The 23,454-nt window shown below is 63.5% G+C and carries 20 protein-coding genes and 1 tRNA gene; 13 read left to right on the top strand and 8 right to left on the bottom strand.

The annotated features are described in order from the left end of the window. Nucleotides 1-55 precede the first annotated feature (55 nt). The 3 genes from lon (at nucleotide 56) to C84B14_RS13315 (ending at nucleotide 3,505) form a co-directional block, all read left to right on the top strand. Nucleotides 56-2,482 carry an endopeptidase La gene (gene lon, locus C84B14_RS13325; protein WP_353224809.1) on the top strand — a complete coding sequence of 809 codons (2,427 nt, stop codon included), beginning with the start codon at nucleotides 56-58 and terminating at the stop codon, nucleotides 2,480-2,482. Between the two features lie 142 nt (nucleotides 2,483-2,624). Continuing rightward, a complete protein-coding gene (locus tag C84B14_RS13320; protein ID WP_353224808.1) occupies nucleotides 2,625-2,966 on the top strand; it encodes a winged helix-turn-helix domain-containing protein in 342 nt (113 codons plus the stop codon). Continuing rightward, the gene (locus tag C84B14_RS13315; protein WP_353224806.1) at nucleotides 2,963-3,505 is read left to right on the top strand and encodes a hypothetical protein; all 543 of its coding nucleotides are present in this window, start codon (nucleotides 2,963-2,965) and stop codon (nucleotides 3,503-3,505) included. The genes C84B14_RS13320 and C84B14_RS13315 overlap by 4 nt, the downstream gene beginning before the upstream one ends. A 33-nt stretch (nucleotides 3,506-3,538) precedes the next feature. On the opposite strand, the gene C84B14_RS13310 is transcribed toward C84B14_RS13315, so the two are convergent. Both C84B14_RS13310 and C84B14_RS13305 read right to left on the bottom strand, forming a co-directional pair. Further along, nucleotides 3,539-4,117: a gamma-glutamylcyclotransferase gene (locus tag C84B14_RS13310; protein ID WP_353224804.1), complete on the bottom strand. Its 579-nt coding sequence runs from the start codon at nucleotides 4,115-4,117 to the stop codon at nucleotides 3,539-3,541. Between the two features lie 12 nt (nucleotides 4,118-4,129). Continuing rightward, nucleotides 4,130-5,053 carry a recombination-associated protein RdgC gene (locus C84B14_RS13305; RefSeq protein ID WP_353224802.1) on the bottom strand — a complete coding sequence of 308 codons (924 nt, stop codon included), beginning with the start codon at nucleotides 5,051-5,053 and terminating at the stop codon, nucleotides 4,130-4,132. Between the two features lie 333 nt (nucleotides 5,054-5,386). Here C84B14_RS13305 and C84B14_RS13300 point away from each other — a divergent pair, with 333 nt between their 5' ends. Genes C84B14_RS13300 through C84B14_RS13285 form a run of 4 tightly spaced genes read left to right on the top strand, consistent with a single transcriptional unit; the run spans nucleotide 5,387 to nucleotide 8,357 of the window. Continuing rightward, nucleotides 5,387-6,481, top strand: coding sequence for an ABC transporter substrate-binding protein (locus tag C84B14_RS13300; RefSeq protein ID WP_353224800.1), 1,095 nt, complete (start codon nucleotides 5,387-5,389; stop codon nucleotides 6,479-6,481). After that, nucleotides 6,481-7,293, top strand: coding sequence for an ABC transporter permease (locus tag C84B14_RS13295; RefSeq protein ID WP_353224798.1), 813 nt, complete (start codon nucleotides 6,481-6,483; stop codon nucleotides 7,291-7,293). The genes C84B14_RS13300 and C84B14_RS13295 overlap by 1 nt, the downstream gene beginning before the upstream one ends. Continuing rightward, nucleotides 7,290-8,033: an ABC transporter ATP-binding protein gene (locus C84B14_RS13290; protein ID WP_353224797.1), complete on the top strand. Its 744-nt coding sequence runs from the start codon at nucleotides 7,290-7,292 to the stop codon at nucleotides 8,031-8,033. Before C84B14_RS13295 ends, C84B14_RS13290 begins: the two co-directional genes overlap by 4 nt. An 18-nt stretch (nucleotides 8,034-8,051) precedes the next feature. Next, nucleotides 8,052-8,357: a DsrE family protein gene (locus tag C84B14_RS13285; RefSeq protein ID WP_348765960.1), complete on the top strand. Its 306-nt coding sequence runs from the start codon at nucleotides 8,052-8,054 to the stop codon at nucleotides 8,355-8,357. A gap of 191 nt (nucleotides 8,358-8,548) precedes the next feature. Here the strand turns inward: C84B14_RS13285 and C84B14_RS13280 are convergent, their stop codons facing one another. Next, nucleotides 8,549-9,328, bottom strand: coding sequence for an EAL domain-containing protein (locus tag C84B14_RS13280; RefSeq protein ID WP_502949910.1), 780 nt, complete (start codon nucleotides 9,326-9,328; stop codon nucleotides 8,549-8,551). Between the two features lie 130 nt (nucleotides 9,329-9,458). Then, a complete protein-coding gene (locus C84B14_RS13275; RefSeq protein ID WP_353224793.1) occupies nucleotides 9,459-9,959 on the bottom strand; it encodes an MOSC domain-containing protein in 501 nt (166 codons plus the stop codon). Between the two features lie 155 nt (nucleotides 9,960-10,114). On the opposite strand from C84B14_RS13275, the gene C84B14_RS13270 reads away from it, so the two are divergent. Together C84B14_RS13270 and C84B14_RS13265 are read left to right on the top strand one after the other, a co-directional pair. Further along, nucleotides 10,115-12,460 (top strand): bifunctional acetate--CoA ligase family protein/GNAT family N-acetyltransferase, encoded by a 2,346-nt coding sequence (locus tag C84B14_RS13270; protein WP_353224791.1) that lies wholly within the window; start codon nucleotides 10,115-10,117, stop codon nucleotides 12,458-12,460. A gap of 132 nt (nucleotides 12,461-12,592) precedes the next feature. Further along, nucleotides 12,593-13,180 (top strand): DUF924 family protein, encoded by a 588-nt coding sequence (locus C84B14_RS13265; RefSeq protein WP_353224789.1) that lies wholly within the window; start codon nucleotides 12,593-12,595, stop codon nucleotides 13,178-13,180. Between the two features lie 44 nt (nucleotides 13,181-13,224). Here the strand turns inward: C84B14_RS13265 and C84B14_RS13260 are convergent, their stop codons facing one another. Both C84B14_RS13260 and C84B14_RS13255 read right to left on the bottom strand, forming a co-directional pair. Continuing rightward, entirely contained in the window at nucleotides 13,225-13,647 is a 423-nt protein-coding gene (locus C84B14_RS13260) for a cytidine deaminase (RefSeq protein WP_353224787.1), read from the bottom strand. A gap of 389 nt (nucleotides 13,648-14,036) precedes the next feature. Then, nucleotides 14,037-14,113, bottom strand: a tRNA-Arg gene (locus C84B14_RS13255). Between the two features lie 292 nt (nucleotides 14,114-14,405). Here C84B14_RS13255 and C84B14_RS13250 point away from each other — a divergent pair. The 3 genes from C84B14_RS13250 to C84B14_RS13240 all read left to right on the top strand — a co-directional run bounded on the left by C84B14_RS13250 (nucleotide 14,406) and on the right by C84B14_RS13240 (nucleotide 16,678). Continuing rightward, nucleotides 14,406-14,960 carry a TetR/AcrR family transcriptional regulator gene (locus C84B14_RS13250; protein WP_353224785.1) on the top strand — a complete coding sequence of 185 codons (555 nt, stop codon included), beginning with the start codon at nucleotides 14,406-14,408 and terminating at the stop codon, nucleotides 14,958-14,960. A gap of 490 nt (nucleotides 14,961-15,450) precedes the next feature. Then, nucleotides 15,451-15,900: a hypothetical protein gene (locus C84B14_RS13245; protein WP_348767435.1), complete on the top strand. Its 450-nt coding sequence runs from the start codon at nucleotides 15,451-15,453 to the stop codon at nucleotides 15,898-15,900. Nucleotides 15,901-15,976: 76 nt separating this feature from the next. After that, the gene (locus C84B14_RS13240) at nucleotides 15,977-16,678 is read left to right on the top strand and encodes a hypothetical protein (RefSeq protein WP_353224783.1); all 702 of its coding nucleotides are present in this window, start codon (nucleotides 15,977-15,979) and stop codon (nucleotides 16,676-16,678) included. Between the two features lie 180 nt (nucleotides 16,679-16,858). On the opposite strand, the gene C84B14_RS13235 is transcribed toward C84B14_RS13240, so the two are convergent. Both C84B14_RS13235 and C84B14_RS13230 read right to left on the bottom strand, forming a co-directional pair. Next, the gene (locus C84B14_RS13235) at nucleotides 16,859-17,833 is read right to left on the bottom strand and encodes a hypothetical protein (RefSeq protein ID WP_348767433.1); all 975 of its coding nucleotides are present in this window, start codon (nucleotides 17,831-17,833) and stop codon (nucleotides 16,859-16,861) included. Nucleotides 17,834-17,899: 66 nt separating this feature from the next. After that, nucleotides 17,900-19,297, bottom strand: a complete 1,398-nt coding sequence (locus C84B14_RS13230) for a hypothetical protein (RefSeq protein ID WP_353224781.1) — start codon at nucleotides 19,295-19,297, stop codon at nucleotides 17,900-17,902. Between the two features lie 690 nt (nucleotides 19,298-19,987). Between C84B14_RS13230 and recC the strand changes: the two genes are divergently transcribed. Next, the gene (gene recC / locus C84B14_RS13225; protein WP_353224779.1) at nucleotides 19,988-23,368 is read left to right on the top strand and encodes an exodeoxyribonuclease V subunit gamma; all 3,381 of its coding nucleotides are present in this window, start codon (nucleotides 19,988-19,990) and stop codon (nucleotides 23,366-23,368) included. The last annotated feature ends 86 nt before the right edge of the window (nucleotides 23,369-23,454 follow it).

Raw genomic sequence — 23,454 nt, 5'->3', positions numbered from 1 at the left:
CCCGATGGGTGGCAAGCGCACGGCGTTCGCAGATCTGGCCCCAAACAATAACGCTATGAACGACGAAACCAACGCAGGCACCCAGCCGAACGAAACGCGCAGCCATCACGCCGACGAGATCAGCCATACGCTGGTCCACAGCGGCCCGGCGCCCAAGCCGGAGGTGATCCAGATCCTGCCGATGCGCGAAACCGTGCTCTTTCCGGAGCTGGTCATGCCGGTGGTCATCGACCAGCCGGGGGCGATTGCCAGCGCCCAGCATGCGACCCGCAACAAGCAGCCGGTGGGCCTGCTCCTGGCGGCGGCCGACAGCGACTCCGGCGACAACGGCGATACCCCCGGCAACGGGCTGCACCGTATTGGTACCGGCGCCAACATCATGCGCTATGTCACCAGCGGCGATGGCGAGCACCACCTGATCTGTCAGGGCATTGCCCGCTTTCGCGTGCGCGAGTTCATCAAGGACGAAGAAGGCCGGCTGAGCGCAAAGGTGGCATGGCTCGACGAGCCCGCCCCTGAAGGCGACAAGCACGTCGACGCGCGCATGGACAACCTGCGCAACAGCGCGCTGGAAGCCATCGAACTGATGGACCAGCCGTCGCGCGAACTCGCCCATGCCATTCGCTCGATCACCTCGGCGGCCCTGCTGGCCGATGCGGTCGCGGGCTATCTGGGCCTCAAGGCCAAGGAAAAACAGCAGATTCTGGATGCGGTGGATCTGGAATCGCGCCTGGATCGTGTGCAGTCGTTCCTCGATTACCGGCTGGAGGTCATGCGCCTGTCGCGCGAGATCAACCAGCAGACCCAGCAACGCATGGGCGAGCACCAACGCAAGGCCATGCTGCGCGAACAGATGCGCTCGATCCAGCGGGAACTCGGCGAAGACGAAACCGTGGCCGAGGAGGTCGAGCGCCTGCGCGAATCCCTCGACGAGGCGAAGCTGCCCGAAGAAGCCGCCGAGCAGACCGAGCGCGAGCTGCGCCGGCTGTCGCGCATGTCGGACGCCTCGGCCGAGTATTCGATGGTGCGCACCTATCTCGAGCTGATGGCCGAGCTGCCCTGGTCGAAGCTGTCGACCGACCGTATCGATATCGACGAATCGCGCGAGATTCTCGACGAGGACCACTACGGCCTGGACAAGATCAAACGCCGTATTCTCGAACACTTGGCGGTGCACAAGCTCAACCCGGAAGGCAAGGCGCCCATTCTGTGCTTAGTCGGCCCGCCCGGCGTGGGCAAAACCTCGCTCGGGCGTTCGATCGCGCGTGCCATGAACCGGGAATTCGTACGTGCCTCGCTGGGCGGGGTGCATGACGAATCCGAAATCCGCGGGCATCGGCGGACCTATGTCGGCTCCATGCCGGGCAGCATCATCAACCATCTGCGCAAGGCCGGCACCCGCAATCCCGTATTCATGCTCGACGAGATGGACAAGCTCGGCGCCTCGGCCCACGGCGACCCGGCTTCGGCGCTGCTGGAAGTACTCGACCCGTCGCAGAACGACAGCTTCAACGACCACTACCTCGGCGTGCCCTTCGATTTGTCGAAGGTGATGTTCATCGCTACCGCGAACGTGCTCGATGCCATCCCCGGGCCGCTGCGCGACCGTATGGAAGTCATCGAGGTACCCGGCTATACCCGTGAGGAGAAGCTGCAGATCGCCAAGCGCTATCTGGTGGATCGCCAGCTGGAACAGGCCGGCCTGAAGCCCGAGCAATGCACGATCGGCGACGACACGCTGGAAGCGCTCATCTCGGATTACACCCGCGAGGCCGGCCTGCGTAATCTCGACCGCGAGATCGGCGCCATCGTGCGCCATGCCGCGGTGCAGGTCGCCGAAGGCAAAGCCGGCCCGGGCACGATTACGCCCGAGGATCTGGCCGATATCCTCGGGCCCAAGCGCGTAGATAACGAAATCGCCATGCGCACCAGCATCGCCGGCGTGTCCACCGGCCTGGCCTGGACGCCCGCGGGTGGCGATATCCTGTTTGTCGAAGCCTCACGTTCACCGGGCAACGGCAAGCTCACGATCACCGGCCAGCTCGGCGACGTGATGAAGGAATCCGCTCAGGCCGCGCTGAGCCTGGTCAAGGCCCGCGCCAAGGATCTGGGCATCGAGCAGAAGCGCCTGGACAAGTCGGATATCCATATCCACGTGCCGGCCGGCGCGATCAAGAAGGACGGGCCCAGCGCCGGCGTGGCGCTCTACACCGCACTCGTATCGCTACTCACCGACCGCAAGGTACGTGCGGATGTCGCCATGACCGGCGAAATCAGCCTGCGCGGCCAGGTTCTGCCCATCGGCGGCGTGAAGGAGAAAACGCTGGCTGCCCATCAGGCCGGCATCAAGACCGTGATGCTGCCGCACCGCAACCGCAAGGACGAAGAGGATATCCCCGAAAACGTGCGCGGCGCGCTGGATATCCGCTATGTATCCCACGTCGACGAGGCGATCGAGATCGCGCTATCCGAAATCGACTGAGCGAAGCAACCCGGAGTCGAGTTGATCGCCGCTTGTGATGACGCACCAAATGGCAGTCCAAGCAATAACGACTCAATCCAAAAGTAGCGAAAAGCAGTCTTTAAGGACTACTATATAGTTTATAACGACTACTTAAAGCGCTATGATTGAATCCATTCTGGGTAGTGTAGCGGCAGAAAAAACGCTGCTTTGGCTGGATCGTTTCGAAACGGGCTATGCGAGCGAAATCGCTCGCTACAGCGGCTTGAGCACGAGTCAGGTCACCAAGCAGCTCGCGAAATTCGAAGACTCGGGCCTGATCAAGGCAAGGCCCGCAGGGCGGACGCGTTTGTATGTGTGGAACCCGTCCAACGCTTTGGTTGCCCCCTTGCGTGATCTGCTTTCGCGAACGTACGACCTCTTGCCGGAGCGTGAACGCAGCGTCTACGAGATACCGAGACGACGCCCGCGATCACGCGCCAAACCATTGACACCGATCGCGTGAAACATTTGGACGAGCTCACGCAGCTCGCTGCGACCATCTCCGAAGCGCTCGCCCGCGAAGAGATCGAGGCCGTACTCTCGGGTGGTGCTGCCGTACAAATCTACTCCGACGGCATCTACGTATCGAAGGATCTGGACTTCGTAACCGCCGCGTCGAACAAGGAAATCGGCGCTGTATTGGGCCGTCTGGGTTTTGAAGCGACGACCTCACGTCGACTGTACCAGCGCGAAGGTACGGAGTATCTGGTGGAGTTCCCGTCGGCCCCTCTAGCGCTTGGCAGAGAACTCGTGCGCGAATGGCACCAACTGCGTACAGCGTACGGGACGATACAGATATTGTCGCCGACACAGTCGGTCAAAGATCGACTAGCCGCCTATATTCACTGGCGGGATTTACAAGCTTTGCGGCAAGCGGGCGAAATCGCGCTGCGCCACGCGGTTGACCTCGTGGATATATTCTCGTGGCTGAAAGGCGAAGGCGCTGCCGAGCGGGACATAGAGGCCGTGCGCAAAGTTCTAGCGCCGGAGCCGGCTAGCTGACACTGCTTTAGCTACTCCGCCTCGATTTAAGGCTTAGCCCCCGTGTTCGGCTTCGATCTCGCGCAGCCGTGCCTCAATGGCGAACACGTGGGCGTCGTCAGCATCGAGCGCGCGCAGCGCCTCGGCGAGGTTGAGCAGGTAGTCGCGGTTGGGCCCGCTCGGGCCGTGTGACGCCGAGATCTGGCGGGCGATGGCGTCAATGGGCGCATCGCCCAGCCACGCTTCGTTGTCGGCCGTAGCGATATACACCAGGCCTTCGTCGTGGCTGCCGTCGGCGAAGGTCATGGCGGTGGAAAACCGCAGATAGCCGTTCTTCTCGCGATGATCGAGATGTCCGAACACGGCCGGGGTAATACGATAGGCCATGCCGGCGCACACCGCCCCCGGTGCTTCCACGAGGGTGGCCACGCGGCCCGGTGCGGCGGGCGTGCCGCGGTGATCGTGCGACCCCTGCCAGAAACGCCGCTGCCAGCCCGTGATCGTGGCCGGCTTTCGTTCGATATAGTCGAAGCCGGCCTTGTAGATCAACGAGCCGTAGCCGAACAGCCACAGCTCGTCGCGATCGGCGAAACGCCCGGCGTTGCGGTTAGCGGCCGTCGTGTCGAACGACATGCCCGGCCCCGCTCAGGCCGCCTGGGTATCGGTCTCGCCGGCCACGCCGAAATGCGTGTAGAGCCGGTCGAGCACGCCGCGCAGCGCCTCGCCCTGAAGTGCGACGCGGGCCGTGAGCTCGGCCACGGCATCGCCGGCGTCAAGCGAATCCAGATCGTCCTGAATCAGGTCGAGCGCACGGATACGCTTGAGGTCCAGGTTTTCATCCAGATCGAACTCGATGGCGTCGTCCACGGCCACGTTGAGCTTGACCACCTGCATACCGGCCGCGAGATGGGCGAGCACTTCCTCGCGCTGCAGATCCATGGCGGTCACCCGCACGCTCGATTTGACCTCGTCGGTGGTTTCGAACACGCAGCGATCGCCGCATTCGAAGCCGTTGGGCAGCGCGTTGACGTCCTCGAGCCAGCGCGACATTTCTTCCGGCGGACGCAACTTGGCATCGGGACGAGCCACCGGCAGGCTACCCAGCGCTTCGCGCAACCGCGCGACCACGTCCTCGGCGCGTTTTTCCGAAGACGCGTCGACCCACACGCGGTGCGCACGCAGATCGATGATCAACGGTGTGCGCTTGGAGCGGGTGAACGCACGCGGCAACAGCTCGAAATGCGCCTCGTCCTTGATATCGGCCTTCTCGCGGCGGCTGACCTTGCGCCCTTCCGAGGTTTCGATACGTTCGACTCGGTCGTCGACTTCCTCGGCCAGTACGGCGTTGGGCAGCACGCGGGTGATCTCCTGATGCACGCAGATGGCCAGCCCGTCGACCGCGTGCACCATGGCGTGTTCGCCCTTGATCGGCGGCACGAAACCGTCGACGCGCGTGGCCTGATCGCCGCAGTCGGGGCACAGCGCCTCGGCGAGTTTTTCATCGAGCTCGGCGGCGCTCCAGGGAAAGGATTCGGTGCCGAGAAACACACAGAGATTACGTATCCACATAGCCTGAGATAACCCATGGTCGGACAGGATGACGCGAGACCGCGCCGGCACGGCGGCATATATCCAGCGCCGCGTTGGAGCGCGACCTTACCCAACCCGGCAGGCCGCCTCAAGCATCGGCCCGAGCGGTACTGTCCGAGTGCGTGGCTGTTGCTCACGGGCGCGCTGTGGCAACATTCGCGCGCACTACGGGCCAGCGTTCCACGAACGCACGAGGATCTTCGCTAGACGCGGTCCGAGCCTGTTCAAGCGGTCGATCGCCGCGGCAAACCCCCGTGTCCCGTGCGATACGGCCGGCGATCGTTTCCCTCAACCCAAGTCAACGACACGCTCATGTATCCAACCCGGTTCATCGCCCGCCTGCGCACCGCCGTTGTGCTCGTCGCCGCACTGGCCGCGCTGTCGGCCTGTTCGTCGGACAACGAAAGTGGCGCCGACAGCGACAACGCCGCCCAGCCTGCCGAAACCGTACAGGCCGAAATTGGCTATATGCCGATCCTGCCGGACGCACCCTTGTTCGTCGGCCTGGAGGACGGTTCGATCGCGAACGCCGGCATACAGCCCAAACTGGTTTCGTTCCAGAACGGGCCGGCGATGGTGCAGGCGCTGCTGGGCGGCCAGCTCGATATCGCCTATTTCGGCATCGGGCCCACCATGGTCGCCCGCGGCAAAGGGGCAGATATCAAGGTGGTCGCCTCCAACATCATCGAACAGATCAGCTTCGTGGCGCTGGGCGAGCTCGCACCCTATTTCGAGGACGGCGACGCCGCCACCGCCTTTGATCGCTTTGCCCGGGACAAGGGGCGCAAGGCACGGATCTCGACATTCCCCGTCGGGTCGGTGCCCCAGACGGTGCTGGCCTACTGGCTCGACAAGCAGCTCGGCGTCGACAGCGACGCGATCGACGTCATCTACCAGGGCGCATCACAGGTACAACAGTCGTTGCTCACCGGCGCGGTCGACGGCGCGGCGATTCTGGAACCGGTGGTGAGCATCGTCAGAAATCGTCGTGACGATGCGCGCGTGGTCGCCCAGGGCGAAGCCATGTTCCCGGGGCAGCCCGGGGCCGTGCTCGCGGTACGAGCCGAGTTCATCGAAGCGCATCCGCAGATCGTCGAACGACTGGTTGCCGCGCATGTTCGAGCCACAGAGCAGCTCAGGGCCGGCGATCAAGCCGCGATCGACGCCGTGCATCAGTACGTCGGCGGCGGTCGCCTGCCACGGCCGGTGGTGGCCGAGGCCGTGGCCGAGTCGGCCGACAACTTCGTGGCCGACCCGAATCGCATTATCGACGGCACCCGCCGGATGCGCGACTTCCAGCAGGCCCAGGGCACGCTCGGCGCCGATACCGATATCGATGCCCTGTTCGAGACGCGGTTCTACGACGCGCTCGACACCCGCGGCTCGGCCGAGCCCTCGACGCCGTAATGGTGCAACGCCCCGCAAGCGCCCACCCCAACTCCCTCCCCGCGCCACGCCGGGCCGGCGCCACGCGGCTGCGGCGTGTCCTGCTGGGGCTCGTCGGCGTGGCCGCCTTTATCGCGCTCTGGAAGCTGGCCTATGTGTTCAACTGGGCGCCGCGCGGCACCATCCCGGACCCATTCGTGGTGCCTGCCGCCCTGTGGCGCGAATATTCCGGTGGGCGGCTGATTCCGGCGATTGGCTCCAGCCTCGTTCACTATGTCTGGGGGCTGGGCATCGGCACGCTGCTCGGCTTTGGCGTCGGCCTGCTCGCCGCCAGCCTGCGCGTATTCGACGACGCCCACTACATGCTCGCGCGCATTCTGCGCCCGATCCCGCCATTGGCCTGGGTGGTGTTCGCGATCGCCTGGTTTCAGGTCAGCCATGCCGGCGCCGCCTTCGTGATTTCCATCGGCGTGTTCTGGGTGAACTATTTCGCCACGGCATCGGGCGTGCGCGACGTCGACCCGCGCTATTACGAGCTGGCGCGCGCCTTCGGCCACGGCGGCTTTTTCAAGCGCATTACCAGTATCACCCTGCCGGGCGCGGCGCCGAGCATTCTCTCGGGTGTGCGCACCGGCGTCGGTCAGGCCTGGATGACGCTGATCGCAGCCGAATTGCTCGGCGTGCCGGGCATGGGCCAGGAAATGAACTCGGCCGCAGGCGTCGGCGCCTACGATGCCGTCGTGGTGTACATGCTCGCGATTTCGCTGATTTATACGCTCTCGGACGGGCTGTTCGCTCTTGTCGAGAACCGGGCGCTGAGGTGGCGGCCATGAACGCACGCCGCAAGGCCCTGCTGACGCTGGACGATGTGGGCTATCGCTATCCGGGCAGCGATCGGCTGGTATTCGAGGGGCTCGACTTCAGCATCGGCGCCGGAGAATTCGTTGCCCTGGTCGGCGGCTCGGGCGTGGGCAAGTCCACGGTGCTGCGCTGCGTGGCGGGGCTGATCGAGCCCGGCGTGGGCCGTATCGACACGCCGTCTCGTACCGACCACGGAACCCGCCCCAGCGCGGTCGTATTCCAGGACACCCGCCTACTGCCCTGGCGGTCAATCCGCGCGAACGTCGGCTACGGTTTAAGCGGGCTTGGCCTGTCGCGTGCTGAGCGCGATGCGCGCATTGACGAAGTGCTTGAGTTGATCGGCATGGCCGAGCTCGGCGGCCGCTGGCCCCACGAAATTTCCGGCGGCCAGGCGCAACGGGTGGGCCTTGCACGGGCCCTGGCCGTACGCCCGCATATCCTGTTGATGGACGAACCGTTTTCGGCGGTGGATGCGCTCACGCGCACGCGCCTGCAGGATGAACTGCTCACGATCTGGCAGCGGCTGAACATGGCCGTGCTGTTCGTCACCCATGATATTGCCGAAGCCGCTTATCTGGCCGAGCGCGTGTGTGTGATGCGCGGCACGCCCGCGCGGCTGGTTTTCGATGAAGCGGTGCCTGCCCCCTACCCGCGCGAGCGCGACGATCAAGGCCTCAACGCCTTCGCGCAGCGCGTCGCAGCAGCGCTTTGAACCCTGGGAGCCTGATTGATGCAAGGTAAACCGCTTAAATTGATCATTCACGCGGCCGACGCGCCGTCGCTCGCCCGTGCCCGCAGCAATGCCGCCAACTTCATGGCGGCGGCGCCGGATGCGCAGGTGGAAATCGTGATCAACGCGGATGCGGTCGCCGCAGCAATCGACAGCCCTCACGCCACCGACACGTATCTGCGCGTATGTGCCAACACGCTGGCCAACAAGCAGATCTCGGCCCCCGAAACACTCACTCGGGTCCCGGCCGCGGTGGTTCATGTCGCCGAGCGCCAACGCGACGGCTGGGCCTATATGCGTGCCTGACACAGGCCTGGATCTCGGCAGCTGAATCGACCCGCGCAGCTCGGGCCCAGTCCCGAGGCCCCGACTACGTCGCCGCGACACTTTCGTCACGGCGGGCTGCGCCTTTAACTTTTCGCCGCAACAAGCTCATGCCGTGCGATAGCCCCCGCAAGGGCGCGAGCGGCGCTGACGCACGGCGCGGTTAAACCAGCTTAGTTGCCGCCGCGAACCTGTGCGATCAGTTCGCTCGGGCACGGCGAAATCGTCTCGATTGCCGGACGCGCGAATACATAGCCCTGCTGCAGCGTGATGCCGCGCTGGTAGAGCCAGCGGGCCTCGGCGAGCGTTTCCACGCCTTCGGCGATCAGGCGAATACCCAGCCGGTCGGCCAAGGTCACAAGTCCTTCCATGATCGCCTGACGGCGTTCGTTCTGGTCGACATCGATGATGAGATTGCGATCGGCCTTGATCACATCCGGACGGATATCCACCAGCAGCTCCAGATTGGCGAAGCCGGAGCCGAAATCATCGATGGCGGTCAGAAAACCCATCGCACGATAAGCCTCGACGATCCGCTGAAGATGATGACGATCACGCACATATTCGGTTTCGGTCACCTCGAACATGATGTTGTGCAGCGGCCAACCCACTTCACCGGCCAGCTTCAGCGTCGCCTGAATACAGGCGTTCGGTTCGTAGACTGCGTTCGGCAGAAAATTAATCGAAACCGGCTTGTCGCAGCCGAGTTCGTGGGCCAGCTGAATCGCGCGGATACGGCAGCCCTGATCGAAGCGATACAACGAAGCCGGCGTGACCCGCGACAGGATCTCGCCCGCCGACTCACCTTCGATGCCGCGTACCAGTGCTTCGTGGGCAAATATCTCGCCCGCGGTGATATCCACGATCGGCTGAAACGCCATCGTAAAATCAAAATCAAGGCTCTCGTCACAACGGCGACATTGGCCGTGATCGTCTCGAAGACATTGGGACATGCGTGTTCTAACTGGACTCAGGCCCGTGTTCGGGCGTGGGGAGACAGGGTTTGATATCGGCAGGCCGGCCGCCGACTAGACCCCCAACTTGATATTTTTTCGACTTTTTTCGCTTTGCACCGCCAATCATTCAAAGTCGCCGGGTGGCCTGCTCGACCACTACGACCTCGCCCTTCACGAGCATGCCACCCGCGGCTATGCGCCCGCGCATACCTCCAATATGCGAAAGACCCCGGCGCATGTCCATCGCCAATAGTCGCGAGAGATAATTACAGGGTGGACAGCTGGCGAGAATTTCCAGTCGTACTTCGCCAATGCGAAGCGTTTGCCCTCGCAGGTCTGTCTCCGACAATCCCGCGATCACCAGATTACGACGCAGCATGCCGGCATCCACCGGCCGCGCGAGCCGACGGCTGCATTCAGCGATCGCGCTGTCGTGAATGAGCGAAACTTCGCGCACGCCCGGCTTGACTTCATAGCGGCCGGAAAACGTACCCGTGCCAGCGTGGTAGCGGTCTCCCACCAGGCCGCGCCCGGGCTCGGCCCGCACTCGCTCGCAGCGTTGCATCGCCGCGCCGCGGCTCGGGGCGGTCCATATCTGTGCCAGGTGAGCACTTAACGATGTATCCATACGCCAACCGGGGAAAGCATCCGAACAAGTCATTCTGGCAGCAGTGAACCGGGTTCCTGGTTGAGCGATTCGCTCAATCCTGCTGTGATGTCGCGGATGCGGGCAATATCCATACAACCTGATGCCGCCGCGACCGCCTGCGGCGGGTACGCGCCATGACACTGCGCAATATCGACGCGCTGTTTCACCCGCGCGGCGTGGTGATCTACGGCGCCGCCGACGGCGAGGCGCAATCTCAGCTGCTGCGCAATATCGAAGCCAGCGTCGCGCCCGATCAATACCGACACGTCACCTCGCGGGCCGGCCTGGCCAAGATCGACGACTTCGAAGCCCGACTTGCGGTGATCATGGATGCCAGCTGGGGCACCGAAGCGCGTATCGACGCGCTCGGCGCGCGCGGCTGCCGTGCCGTACTGTGGGCCGCCAACCGTCGTATATCCGGTAAGGTCCTGCGCGCCGCGCAGCCGTATAACCTGCGCCTTCTGGGGTCACGCACCGCCGGCATCGTACAGACCCGCCTGGGGAACAATTTCAGTACGCTCGCGCTGGAGCCACGGCCCGGCAAAGTGGCCCTCATTACCCAGTCGCAGTCGCTGGCGGCCGCCTCGCTGGACTGGGCGCTCGGGCGCAATATCGGCTTTTCCTGGCTTGCCTGCAGCGGCGCCGAGGCGGATATCGATATCGCCGATCTGCTCGACTATGCAGCGCTCGACCCGCGCACCCGTGCGATCGTACTGCAGGTCGGCCAGATCCGATCGCCGCGCAAGTTCATGTCTTCGGCGCGCGCGGCAGCAAGGGTCAAGCCGGTGCTGGTATTGCAGACCCGACGTGCGGTCGACGACGGCCCGCTCGGGCCCGATCCGGTGCGCTCAGCCGCGTTCGCCCGCGCCGGCCTGGTCGAATGCGAGAACCTGGGCGGGCTGTTCGACGGGCTCGCAGCAATGGAGCTGCTGCCCACGGTGGGCAGCCATCGCGTGGTGGTCGTTGGCAACGGTGCCGGTGCCTGCGCGCTGGGGACCGATGCCATGTTCCGGCACGCCATCGAGCCTGCACGGCTGTCCAGCGAAAGCCGCGAAACCCTGACCACGAAGGCGCCGCAGGCAGCCGATCTGGGCGTGGCCATCGATATCGGCCGCTCGGACCTCAAGGACACGCTCAGCGCGCTGGCGCATATCTGTCGCGACGACAACGTCGACGCCGTGCTGTTCGTGCACAGCCCGATCGCGGGCCAACCCCACGAGCCGATGGTCAAGGCCATTGCCGAAGCCGAATTCTCGCACCGGCTCATGACCGTATGGCTGGGTCTGCACACGGCACTGGCCGCGCGTGCCGCCAGTGCACAGGCACGCCTGGCCACCTTTGCCTCGGCGGACGACGCGGTACGGGCGGTGCGATACCGTGCCCGCTACCAGTTCACCCGCGAGCTGCTCACCGCTACGCCGCCGCCGGACCCGACGGTCACCGCCGACGTCGACAGCCTGCGCGAGCGTTTGACCATGCTGGCCAGCGGCGGCGTGGAATGGCTGTCCAGCGACGAAGCCAGCCACCTGCTCAGCGCCTACGGCATCGCCGGCGAAACACCGGCGGAAACCGCCGTGCGGGTACGTGTGCGGGTGTATCGGCATGCCGAATTCGGCATGGTGATGAGCGTGCGCGATGAAGCCCTCGGCATCGACCCGGCCTATGGCTTCGCGCCGCTGGATGCGTTGCTGGCGCGTCGCATGCTCGAAGGCGCGAGTGCCGGTCGTCTGCGCGGCACTCGGGCCGCGTTCGAGGCGCTGGCCCAGGCTCTGGTGCGCCTGGGCAAGATGGTGGTCGATCTGCCGCAGCTCGCAGGCCTGGATATCCGGGTGGCAGCCGGACCGCGCGGGCGCCTGCAGGCGCCGGCCGACAGCCTGATCGAAATTACCGACAAACCGATCGCCGAGCGCGACCGCCTGGCGATGTCGCCCTACCCGGCGCGTATGCGGCATATCGTGTCGCTACGCGGCGATACCCGCTATATCGTGCGCGCGATCCGGCCGTCGGACGAACCGCTGGTGCTGGACCTGCTCGAAAGCCTCAGTCCGGAAGAGATTCGCCTGCGCTTTTTCAACTTTATCCGCCACTTTTCGCACGACATGGCCGCGCGTATCACCCAGGTGGACTACGACCGCGAAGTGTCGCTGGTGGTCAGCCCCTACGACCGGCCCGATGCGCTGGCCGGCATGGGTACGCTGATTGCAGACCCCGACAACGTGGAAGCCGAATTCGCCATTCTCGTGCACCGCGACCACACCGGCGTGGGCCTGGGCCGACACCTGCTCGACTGCCTGCTACGCCAGGCCAGCGCTCGCGGTACCGAAATCGTCTATGGCGACGTGCTTGCCCAGAACCGACCCATGCTGCAACTCGCGCGCAGTCTGGGCTTCAAGGTGAAACGCTCGCTCGACGACGCCAGCAGCGTACGTGTGGAAATCCCGTCCCGCGACTACCACAGCCCGTCGAAAGGCACGGGCTAGCGCACTCCCCGCATAGGTACCGCATCGCGCATCGAGCCAGCGACGGCCTGATGATGTACGCAGTTCAACCTGGCGCGTGGATATCAGACGACTTGAGCGAAGCCAACCGGGTTTCATGGATAATGAAGAGCGATGACGAACCCAGCAGACACACCCCGCGACGCCCAGCCGACGGGTATTGCCAGCCCTGACGAGGTCGTCGCGTTCTGGTTCGACGAACTCGCACCGCGCGAGTGGTTTCGAAAATCGGCCAAGCTGGATCGCATCATCGGCGAGCGTTTCGGGGCCACACTCGCGGCCGCGACCCGTGGCCGGCTGGACCATTGGCGCACGCGCCCGACCGGACGACTGGCCGAAATTCTGGTGCTCGATCAGTTCTCCCGCAATATCCATCGCGATACACCGCAGGCCTTCGCAGGCGACCGGGCCGCGCTCGAACTCGCACGCGAGACAATCGCTGCAGGCGACGACCGGTCGCTTACACGCCAGCAACGCGCCTTCGTTTATATGCCGTTCATGCATAGCGAAGCGCTGGGCGATCATGAAGTGGCCATGTCCCTGTACCAGTCGCTCGGTCTCACGGGGCATCTCAAGGCCGAGCGTGAGCACTACGCCATCATCGAACGCTTCGGGCGCTATCCGCATCGCAATGCCGTGCTGGGGCGGGAAAGCACCCCGGCCGAAGTGGCCTTTCTGCGCGAGCCGGGTTCGTCCTTTTGAAACGGCATACGCCGGGCGCTAGCCGACGACCGCCACCCGGTCTGCTAACAGGTGTGGGACGTGGACGAGAAAGCCGCCGCCCAGTACCAGGGCTGTAGATCTTGGAAGGATACCGATCGCCACTGTGACGGGTTATCGGTGACGGGCACCGCAACCGCTACGGATTCCCGCCAGATAGCCAGTCGCTCCCGGCATATGCCGCAGGGCGCGACTACAACGAATGGCGCGTTTTCATGCTCACGAATCACGCAAACCGAGGCGACCACGGTCTTGCCCTGACGATAGGCCTCGCAATAGGCACCGGTCTCGTAGCAAAGGTTTGCTGCCTCGTTAGGCGAATCGAACCCCACGCTTGTCAGAATGGAGCCGTCGCAGAGGTAAACTGCCGCCGCACCGCCTTCGCCCGAGGGGAAACGGGCCCTCGCCTGGGCCTTGGCTGCGTCCACCAGCGTTTGATCTACAGGCACGGCGATTCCTCATTCAACAGGGCGCGCGTTTTCGTTGGGGCTATCGCAAAACGCATGCATCAGCGGCTCGCGCCGCTCACCCTACGGGGTCGTCGCTGCGCGAGGATTCGGCATCGCTGCGCGAAGCCGTCGAACCATCATTGTTTGTCTGTCGCAGGTTCGACCTTCGTTCAAAAACCATTTCACCAACCGGCACTTCGGCCGGTTACTGAAATGGTGCCCCGAGCAGGAGTATTCGCGGCCGGCGCCGCTCACCCTACGGGCTCGTCGCTGGCGCGACGATTCGGCTTCGCTGCGCGAAGCCGTCGAACCATCATTGTTTGTCTGTCGCAGGTTCGACACATCTTGGAAAGACCATTGCTAAACCCGGCGGGTGCCGGGTTTAGCAATGGTGCCCCGAGCAGGAGTCGAACCTGCGACCTGCCGCTTAGGAGGCGGCTGCTCTATCCTACTGAGCTACCGGGGCGCGCGATTGTCGTGCGGCGCTAGACTACCGCAAGACGCCGCATATCTCGACCGCGCTATGCCGAACTGCTGCCCGGCTTCGCTTTATACATCCTGGACCAAGCGCCTATTAGACCGTAATCATAATTACTATTGCGCTCGACGGGTGTTCAGAGTCTTGACGGCGTTGACTAGAGTTTTACGGCGCAGCTAGCATGAGCGGCTTATGACCCACCAACCGTATCGTCGTGGCTGCTAAGCAAAAGCCATCGTTCAAGCCAACGACCGCGCGTGGCGAAGCAACGCGACAAAAGTTGCTGACCGCCGCCGAAGACGCCTTCGGCAACACCGGCTTTTTTCGCGCTTCGATAAGCGATATTACCCGCAGTGCCGGCGTTGCCCAGGGCACCTTCTATATCTACTTCAAGAACAAGGAAGATGTGCTGGCCGAACTGGTACGGCATATGGGGCGGGAATTGCGGCGCATGCTCACGCACGCGATACCGACAGGCATGTCGCGGCTGGATGCCGAGAGGGAAGGCATGGCGGCCTTCATTCGCCTGGTCGCCGAACGCCCCAACCTGTATCGGGTAGTTCAGGAGTCTCTGTTCGTGGATGAACAGATCTACAAGGACTACTACATGGACTTCGCCCGCGGCTATATCAGCGCGCTCGAGAAATCGGTCGAGAAATACGAGATCCGCGATGGCGATCTGGATGTGTGGGTATGGATACTCATGGGCACCGCGCATTTCCTCGGGCTGCGCTACGGCCTATGGGAAAACGACGGCCTCAACGAGGCCGAGCTCGATTCCGTCATGGATTTCATTCGTAACGGCATTGCAGTGGCCCCCAGCCGCGCGACTTAACACCGCGACCCGCTAAGCGACGTAGCGTCTATAGGCGCTACGCATAGCCAACACGAACGCTCAAACCGTTGTAGCCATACCGTACTGCTTCGCGGCCCGTTCCGGATACCGCGCATAAGAACGATGACGATCTGGCGTCGTCGCCGCGGGATTACACCAAGCCCCGACTTACCGCGGTGTTTGCGGCGTTTGAGCATCCGCACAAAAACGCTGGCGACTGTCGCCAGAGGCAACGCAGCACGGCGGTTCACCTGCCCGAAAACGCGCAAAAGCCGTTTTAGTCTCGCTTTATTCATGTACCACGCATATTTATAGAAAATATTTTCCGCTATTAATTAGGGGGTTAATCGCGTCTCGGAAAAATGTTGCACCGCATTCCTTGAATATACAGCTATCGAACCCTACGATTAGCCCATCGCTGAATAGCAATACGACTTTGGTTTAACCCCGCGCTAATCAGCGCGACAATGTCTTTAACGAGGAACGCACCATGAACACCGCTATCGCTAAAACCACCCTTTCCGCGGCCCTGATCGCAGGTCTGGTCGGATTCTCTTCGCTCGGCTTTGCCCAGTCGGAAGCAATCGAAGACATGAACGCGCGCAATGCGCAGCCGCAGGAAACCGCCAGCGTCGAAACGCATCCGATGGCTGACCAACTCGCCGCGGATCTGGATGCGTTCAACCGTCAGCACACTCAGGACCGGGTTGTCGGCCAGCAGTTGCCGCAGGACTACGAGCCGGCACAGGTATCGCAGACCGCGATGCAGCTGAGCGATGCGATCGAAAACTACAACGCCCAGGCGAGCCAGGGGTTGGTGCCGGAAACCAGCATGCCGGCCGATGCCACGCCGCATAGCTACCCGCAGACCGAGGCGCTGGCCGCCGATCTGACCCGCTACAACGAAACCGGCGGCAACCTGAACGCGCTGAGCTTCTAACCCGGGCCTATGCCCGCAAGGCGGGCATCTGCCAGCAAGAAAGCCGGAAGCAAGTCTATTGCTTCCGGCTTTTTTTGTGGCCGATATGGGTATAATCGAGTACGCGCTTATTTCGAATTTGACGGCACAGTACAGAAAACCGCCGTACACGAGCGTGAAGCATAATAAAGGCGGCCCTAGAACCCGCCGACCATCCAGGAGAAAGCAAATGCACAGACCGGGAAAAACACGTTACGCACTGCTCTGCGGGTTCGCTCTCGCCGGCGCGGCGGGCAGCTTTGGCGTTGCCCATGCACAACAGGACATGAACAACGAAACGTCGCGTGCACAGGAATTGTCGCAGGACATCAAAAAATTCAATCAGAACCGCGGTTCGTTGAAAGAAGAAAGTGCGGCCCGGGCGGGCACGCCGACCGCCCATATCGACGCTGACGGGAATCCGACCCAGCCTATGCCGGCGGATCACGAACGCGCCGACGAACTGGCAAATGAGGTTCGCGGGTTCAATCGTAGCGGCGGCTCGCTGAACAGCGACAACGCAGCCCAGGATCACAGCCAGCACCCGGCGGGCACCCCGACCGAGCACCCGCGCGCCGACGAACTCGCGAACGAAGTACGAGACTTCAATCGCAGCGGCGGCTCGCTGAATCGCAACAGCGCGGCCGATAGCCAGGTCAACGACGAACTGCCTGCTTCGCAGCACGAACACGGCGGCGCAAGCGCCACGGCACAAGAGCTCGACCAGGAAGTGACCGAACACAACAACAACGAGAACTAGTCCACCCACCCGAAACGGGATCGGAGGATTCAAGGCGCCGGAAAGCGAAAGCCTTCCGGCGCTTTTTTATGCAAGGCGCCTGCGCATTGACGACATCCAGTCGTACTTCGACCGGCCCGTGGCCGGCCCGAAACAAAAACGCCGGCGCGAGGCCGGCGTTTTGCTCAAGGCAGGAAACACTCAATCAACGTAGGTGAGTCGATCCTTGGGCTTGGGCATCTCGCCCGATACCTGTTCGGCAAGCGCAATGTTCTCGCCGACGAATTCCTTGACGCGCACGCGGCCCACCTCCGGCCCCGGCTCCCAGGCAATGACCTGACCACTGGGCGAACGCACCAGCGAACCCTCGCTATGAATCGCGAGTTCGTCGCCAATTTTCAGGCCGGCGGCGCTGCCGGCGTTGATGTACATATCCTCGCCCTTGAGCGCGAAGGTATGCGTGAACCAGGGGGCTACGCCGATACGATCGGCTGCGGTATCCAGAATACGGTCGCTCCAGATATCAACATCCGAGTTGGTGCCGTCTGAAACCTGTACACGCGTGGATAGGGGCTCGTAGCGAATATCGAAATCCGGATCCATCATGCGCGATTCGAGCGTGACCGTGTCGCCGCTGCCACGCTGATCGACGACCAGCAGGCCGCGAATGCCCGGAAAAATCGCCAGCAGCCGCGGGCAATCGAGCGGACTTTCCGAGCCGCAGGCATCGGAGCCGCCCACGGCTTCATCGAGTTCGTTCGGCTTGATCAGAGTCAGACCATGCCGCGCAGCATTACGCTCGAGCGCAGAGATCAATCGATAGGATGTCATCGATTCACGCGCATCCTTGGCGATGTACAGGCCGAGTTTGGGCTTGAGGCCGGTCGAGTCCACCGACGTTGCCGCCGACGTCGTTGCCACGGCCGTTGCCGGCGCCTGCCCCGAGCGTACCGCCTCGGCACGCCCCTCTTCCCGGGCGCTGTCCAGCCATTTATCCCAGAACGGTTTGCCCCAATCGGTCTGCTCGTAGCCGAAAGCGGCCTCCGAATCCGCCAGCGGCGCATCGCCGTTGCCGCCCGCCGGATTGGCCGGCCCGGAGGCACAACCCGCCACTGCCGTCACGGCGGTCGCCGCCAGCACCATCGATTGAAAGCGTTTGAAACGATTCGACAACACAGCAACTCCAGATAAAAAGAAGGGGTCTTCGCCACCCGGCGAAGACCCCTGACAGCTTACGGCGCCTTAGAACTGTACGCCAAGGTTCACGCTGCCGGCGATCACACGATCATCGGCGAAACTGCCCTGATTGGGGGTGGCCCCGACGAGGCTGTTGCCGCGCAGAATACCGACGTCGTTCTCCTTGAGCATGCCCAGCGTCGCCCAGGTGCGTACCGCTTCATTGAGCTGATAGCTGGCCTGCAGATCGTAGACCGTGCTGGTATCGCTGGTTTCGCCCGCGACCGCGGCCGAATCCGGCACCTCGATATCGAGGAAGCCCACCGCGCCGCGCAAGGCGAACTTCTCGGTGACGTTCATGCCGATACTGGCGATGTAGAGCGACTCGTCGAAGCCTTCGCGGCCCAGGAAACGCCCCATCTGATAAAGGCTGGTCGGGTTCGCCGTCGATTCCGGACTGGAGTTGATGAGGCTGGAGTAGGTATCGAAGCCCGTCGAGATCAGGCCGCCGTCACGCGTGGCCACATACTGCGCCTTGAGCTCGAACATGCCTACGTCGGCGCCGACACGGAAGTAGCCGGAATATGCGTCGTCGTTGAAGTAGTCACCACCTTCCGGGGTCTGGTTCGCATTGACGTTGCCGCCTTCCAGCCAGTTACCACCGAAGGAGATATCGAGCGGCCCGAGACTGCCCTGCATGTACGGAGAATAGATGTTGGTGTTGGACAGAACGTACGCGTTACGAGGCGCGCCGGTCGGCCCGATCAGGTCGCCGTTGTAGTTGTTCAACCAATGTACATAGAGGAAGCCGAGCGACCAGCCGGATTCACCCAGCGGCGCCACGAAGCCCGGAAAGATCTGGTTGCCGTTGTCTTCGTTATTGAAGGTCGTGTTGTCCTGGCGACGGTCATAGCCGATGAAGGCGTTGACGTTACCCAGCTTGGTCAGGAACAGTGCACGGTCGCGACGGTCGTCGCAAACCAGCAAACAGTTGTTCCAGTTGGCTTCCTGACGGCCCACGCGCAGCAGGCCGAACTTGAACGGAATCTGCACGAAGCCCAGGTCGAGACGAACGTTATCGCCGTTGTTATCGCCATTGAAGGCATTGCCAGAGGTCGTGTCGTAGTTGCGCGCATCGCCGCTCCAGCGGTCGCCGGCCAATTCGACTCGGGTATGCACCGATACGCCGGTTTCTTCGTGCTTGAAATCGGCCTTTACACGCAGGTAATTCGCGAAGCCGTTATCGCTATCGGTTGCGGCCTCGTTCGCGGGCGAATCGAAAGAGTCCGATTCGACGTAAAAACCGGTGGCGCGATAATCCACGCCCACATCCGTCTTCATCGTGGCGTTGGCGGTACCCGCAAAGCCCAGAGCGGCCAGTGCGGAAAGTCCGATCACGCGGGTGAGATGTCCCCGACGGCCCGGCTGCTTCGCCTCGATTGCTTTATTGATATCGCGGATCATTTGTTATTTCTCCCCTTTTCATTACTACGGGAACGCATGGCTGGTGTTCTCGAGTACTCGCACACTGGCATGGGTATCGATCGACCGGTCCGCGCTCCTGGCCCGCCCTGTCTTCATCGGTTGCACCCTGTGGTCGCACAAGCCCGGGCCGTCTCGGTGACCGGCAGGCTCATGGCCAACTTGCTCGATATTGAATACTCCCCCTGGGTGACTCGTGAGTCATAAGTCACGAGTGTCTGTTTATAGTATTTTTTTTTACCGTGCAAGCCGTTCATGAACGAGTATTTCATTTTTATGGACGCAACTTGAAAGGCATCTTTTCCCATTGCCCCAACGCTACCCTAAACGTATGTTTATTAACGCTTAACAGACCGAAGGCAAGACAAAGCAACAGCGCACTCGACTTTCATCGAATGCTATATACAGGCGCCGATGTGCATTGCAGCATGCGCAAAAGCCTGCACGTCAGCCAGGCCATACAAACCCATAAAAAGTGGGTACGAAGCAGGTGATGCCGCGTCGTTTTTCGTTACCGTGCCGCCGCAGGGCCCAAACGAGCCGTGCCACATGAGCGGACCCGCGCTGAGCTATTCCAACCCGTAGGCAATGCCGTTAGCCAAACGCCCTGTTGGGCGCGCGCGCAGGAGCGCCTAGACTCTGCCCTTTGTGCGCGCCAGGGCCTGCGGCGGAATGTTCTATCTCTATCACCACAACGACCTGTCACGGCTGGCCGAACTGTTCGGCGCGCTGCGACGGCATCGCCCGGCCCCGCCGCTGTCACGCGACACGGTGCTTGCACCCAACGCCGGTATCGGCCGCTGGCTGCGCATACAGCTGGCCCACAGCGAAGGAATCGCAGCGAATATCGATGGCCGCCTGCCCGGCGAGTTCATCTGGGCCCTGCTGCATGCGGTGATCGACGACGCCGACGCGGGCGATCATTTCGAAGCCGATCGGCTGCCCTGGCATCTCTATGTGGCGCTGCCGAGCATGGCCGCCGACATTCCGGCGGTGGCCGATTATCTGGGCGCGCCGGTGGACGAGGTACGCCGCTATCAGCTGGCCCGACAGCTGGCCGACGTGTTCGACCAATACCTGGTCTATCGCGCCGACATGCTCGCCCGTTGGGAAGCGGGCGACACGCCGGCTACCAATCCTGGCCGCTGGCAGGCCCAGGTCTGGCGCTGGCTGACCCGCGAGGATCGGCTCGGCGGCCGGCACCGGGCACGCGTTCTAACCGATTTCATCCAGCGGCTGGGCACCGATCGCGCTCTTCAGCAGCGGGTGATGGAGCACTGCCCGAACCCGCTCTACTGCTTCGGGCTGGTGGCACTCGCGCCGGATCACCTGCGCCTGCTGTATGCGCTGGCCGAACATATCGACGTGTATTTCCTGCTGCCCAACCCCAGCGAAGCGTATTGGGGCGATATCCCCGCCGGGCGCCTGCCGCTGGAGCTGCCCGGCATGCAGGCCGAAGACGACGACGCCCTGCTGCCCCGCGAGGCACTCGTTGAAGCCGGCCACCCACTGCTGTCGGCCCTGGGCCGGATGGCACGGGATACCGTGCGCGTGCTCTATTCCGACGAGTTCGCGGGCATGATCGAGCCGGAACTGGGCGATCTGATGGCCTATGACGTGCCCGACGACGACAGCCTCCTGCATCGCGTTCAGGCCGATATCGTGCGTCTTGACTGTAGCCACGCCATGCAAGGCATCGCCGACGACGACACCTCCTTCGAGGTCCATGCCTGCCACAGCCCGCTGCGCGAAATCCAGGTGCTGCAGGACCAGCTGCTCGATCGCCTCGCGGCCGACGACAAGCGCGTGGCCGCCGGCGAGATCGAACCCGGGGACCGGCTGGCCCCGCGCGACATCATCGTCATGCTGCCGGACGTTGCCGCCTACGCGCCGGCCATCCAGGCCGTGTTTGGCGGCGCCCCGGCCGATCGCTATCTGCCGTTCGGGCTGGCCGATCGTGCCCGTTCGGCCGCGCATCCTATCGTGACCTGCGTGTCCGCACTGCTCGATCTGCCGCTGTCGCGCTGGCAGGCCAGCACCCTGCTCGACCTGCTTGCCGTGCCGGCGGTCATGCGCCGCTTCGGCCTGTCTGCCGGTGAGCTGGATGCGATCACCGACTGGGTGGGCGCAGCCGGCATTCGCTGGGGCCGCGATGCACGCCACCGCGACGCACTCGGCGCAGGTGCCTTCGAACAGAACAGCTGGCGCTTCGGGCTCGACCGGCTGCTACTGGGCGTCGCCCAGTCCGACGACGAAACGCTTACCGCCGGCGTTGCCCCATGGGCCGACCTGGAAGGCGGCATGACGGCTGCCCTGGGCAAACTCTGGCGCTTCGAACGCACCCTGGCAGATACGGCCGATGCATTGGCACAGTCCGCCACCCCCGCCCAATGGCAGACCCGGCTCAACGCTATGCTGGATGCGCTGATCCTGCCGGCCGCCGACGCGCCCGACGAACAACGCGCCGTGGACGGCCTGCGCGGCGTGTTCGCGCGTTTCGAAACCGCGGAAAGCTGCACCCGCGCGCGCCCGCTCGCCGACGACCGCCGTATTTCCTGGCCCGCGGTACGCGACATGCTGCGCGCCACGCTCGAATCCGCGGCCGAACGCCAGCCCTTTCTGGCCGGCGGTATCACCTTCTGCGGCATGGTGCCGCTACGCGCCGTGCCGTTTCGCATGGTCTGCGTGCTGGGCATGAACGACGACGCGTTCCCGCGTCAGGACACTGCCCGTGCCTTCAACGTGATGTTCGACGCCCCGCGCCTGGGCGACCGTAATATTCGCGACGACGACCGGCTGCTGTTCCTGCAGGCGCTCACTGCCGCAGGCGACAGCTTCTATATCAGCTATCTCGGCCAGGACATGCACAGCGGCGAAAGCCTGCCGCCCTCCCCAATCGTGGGCGAGACGCTGGAATTCGTGCATCGCACCTATTTTCGCGACTACAGCGCCAAGGCCTTTAGAGCGCGGCTCGTACATGAACAGCCCATGCAGCCGTTCTCGCCACGCTATTTCAACGCCGACGAGCCGGATACGCGCGTTTTCACCTTCGCCGGCGACTGGGGCGACGCGACCCGTGCCGCGATCAGCCCGCGGGCGACACGTACGCCGCTGCTCGACGGCAGCGAAGCTCCGCCAGCCGAGGCGCTGGAAACGATCGATCTGGAAAGCCTGAAACGCTTTTTCGACCATCCGCCGCGCGCATTCTTTCGCGAACGGGTGAAGCTCGATCTGGATATCGACGACCACCGCCTCGACGACGCCGAGCCGATCGCGCTCGATCCGCTTGCCGCCGCCGCGCTGCGCCAGCGGCTTTTCGACAGCGCCGATGCCGGCGCGCTGGATGCCATCGATCTCGAACCCACCGCCCTCGAACGCGCCCGTGGCACCCTGCCACCACCGCCGCTGGCCAACCTCGATTACGCCGACCAGGCCCAGGCCGTCAATACGCTTCTGCCTATCTGGCAAGCTTGGAAGACCGAGGGCGCGCCCACCACCGTGGATATCGATCTGGGCATCGATGGCGTACGTGTGACCGGGCGGGTGCCGCAGCTCTGGCCGCAGGCGCTGCGACGCCTGCGAACCGGCAAGCTCAAGACGCGTTTTCGTCTGCGTTACTGGATCGACTATCTCGCCGTGGTCGCCGCAGGCCACGACGTCGCGCTCGAGATGGCCGGCTTCGCGGCGAAGAAAAAGACCCTCGAGGTCGCCCACTATGCCGGCCGTATCGATGCGCAGTCCGCCACCGCCGCACTCGCCGAGCTGATCGCGGTATACCGGGCCGGGCAACGCCGACCGCTGCCTTATCACCCTGACCTGGACGACGAATACGACCCCGATCAGAACAAGGCATTCGACAACGTCAGCTATCGCTTCAAGCCGGATGCCTACTTCCCGCACCACCTCATGCGCGACCCGTATTTCCTGCGCCTGCTGGGCGACGACGATGCACCGCTGGGCGAAAGCGCCGAACAGAGTCCGTTCATCCAGGCCATCGAGACCATCAGCGGGCCCATGAAGGCGGCGCTGTCCACCGTCGAGCCGAGTGCCTGACCGATTGCCAACGCACAATCGCCCGCCGCCACGAGTCAAACCACGCCCCCTGCGCCATTGGGTAATGCCGCGCATTCCCCTGGGTC

This window comes from Salinisphaera sp. C84B14 (assembly GCF_040361435.1).
Classification (GTDB): Bacteria; Pseudomonadota; Gammaproteobacteria; order Nevskiales; family Salinisphaeraceae; genus Salinisphaera.
The sequence above is the reverse complement of the archived record's forward strand: the minus strand, read 5'-3'. Positions and strand labels throughout refer to the sequence as shown.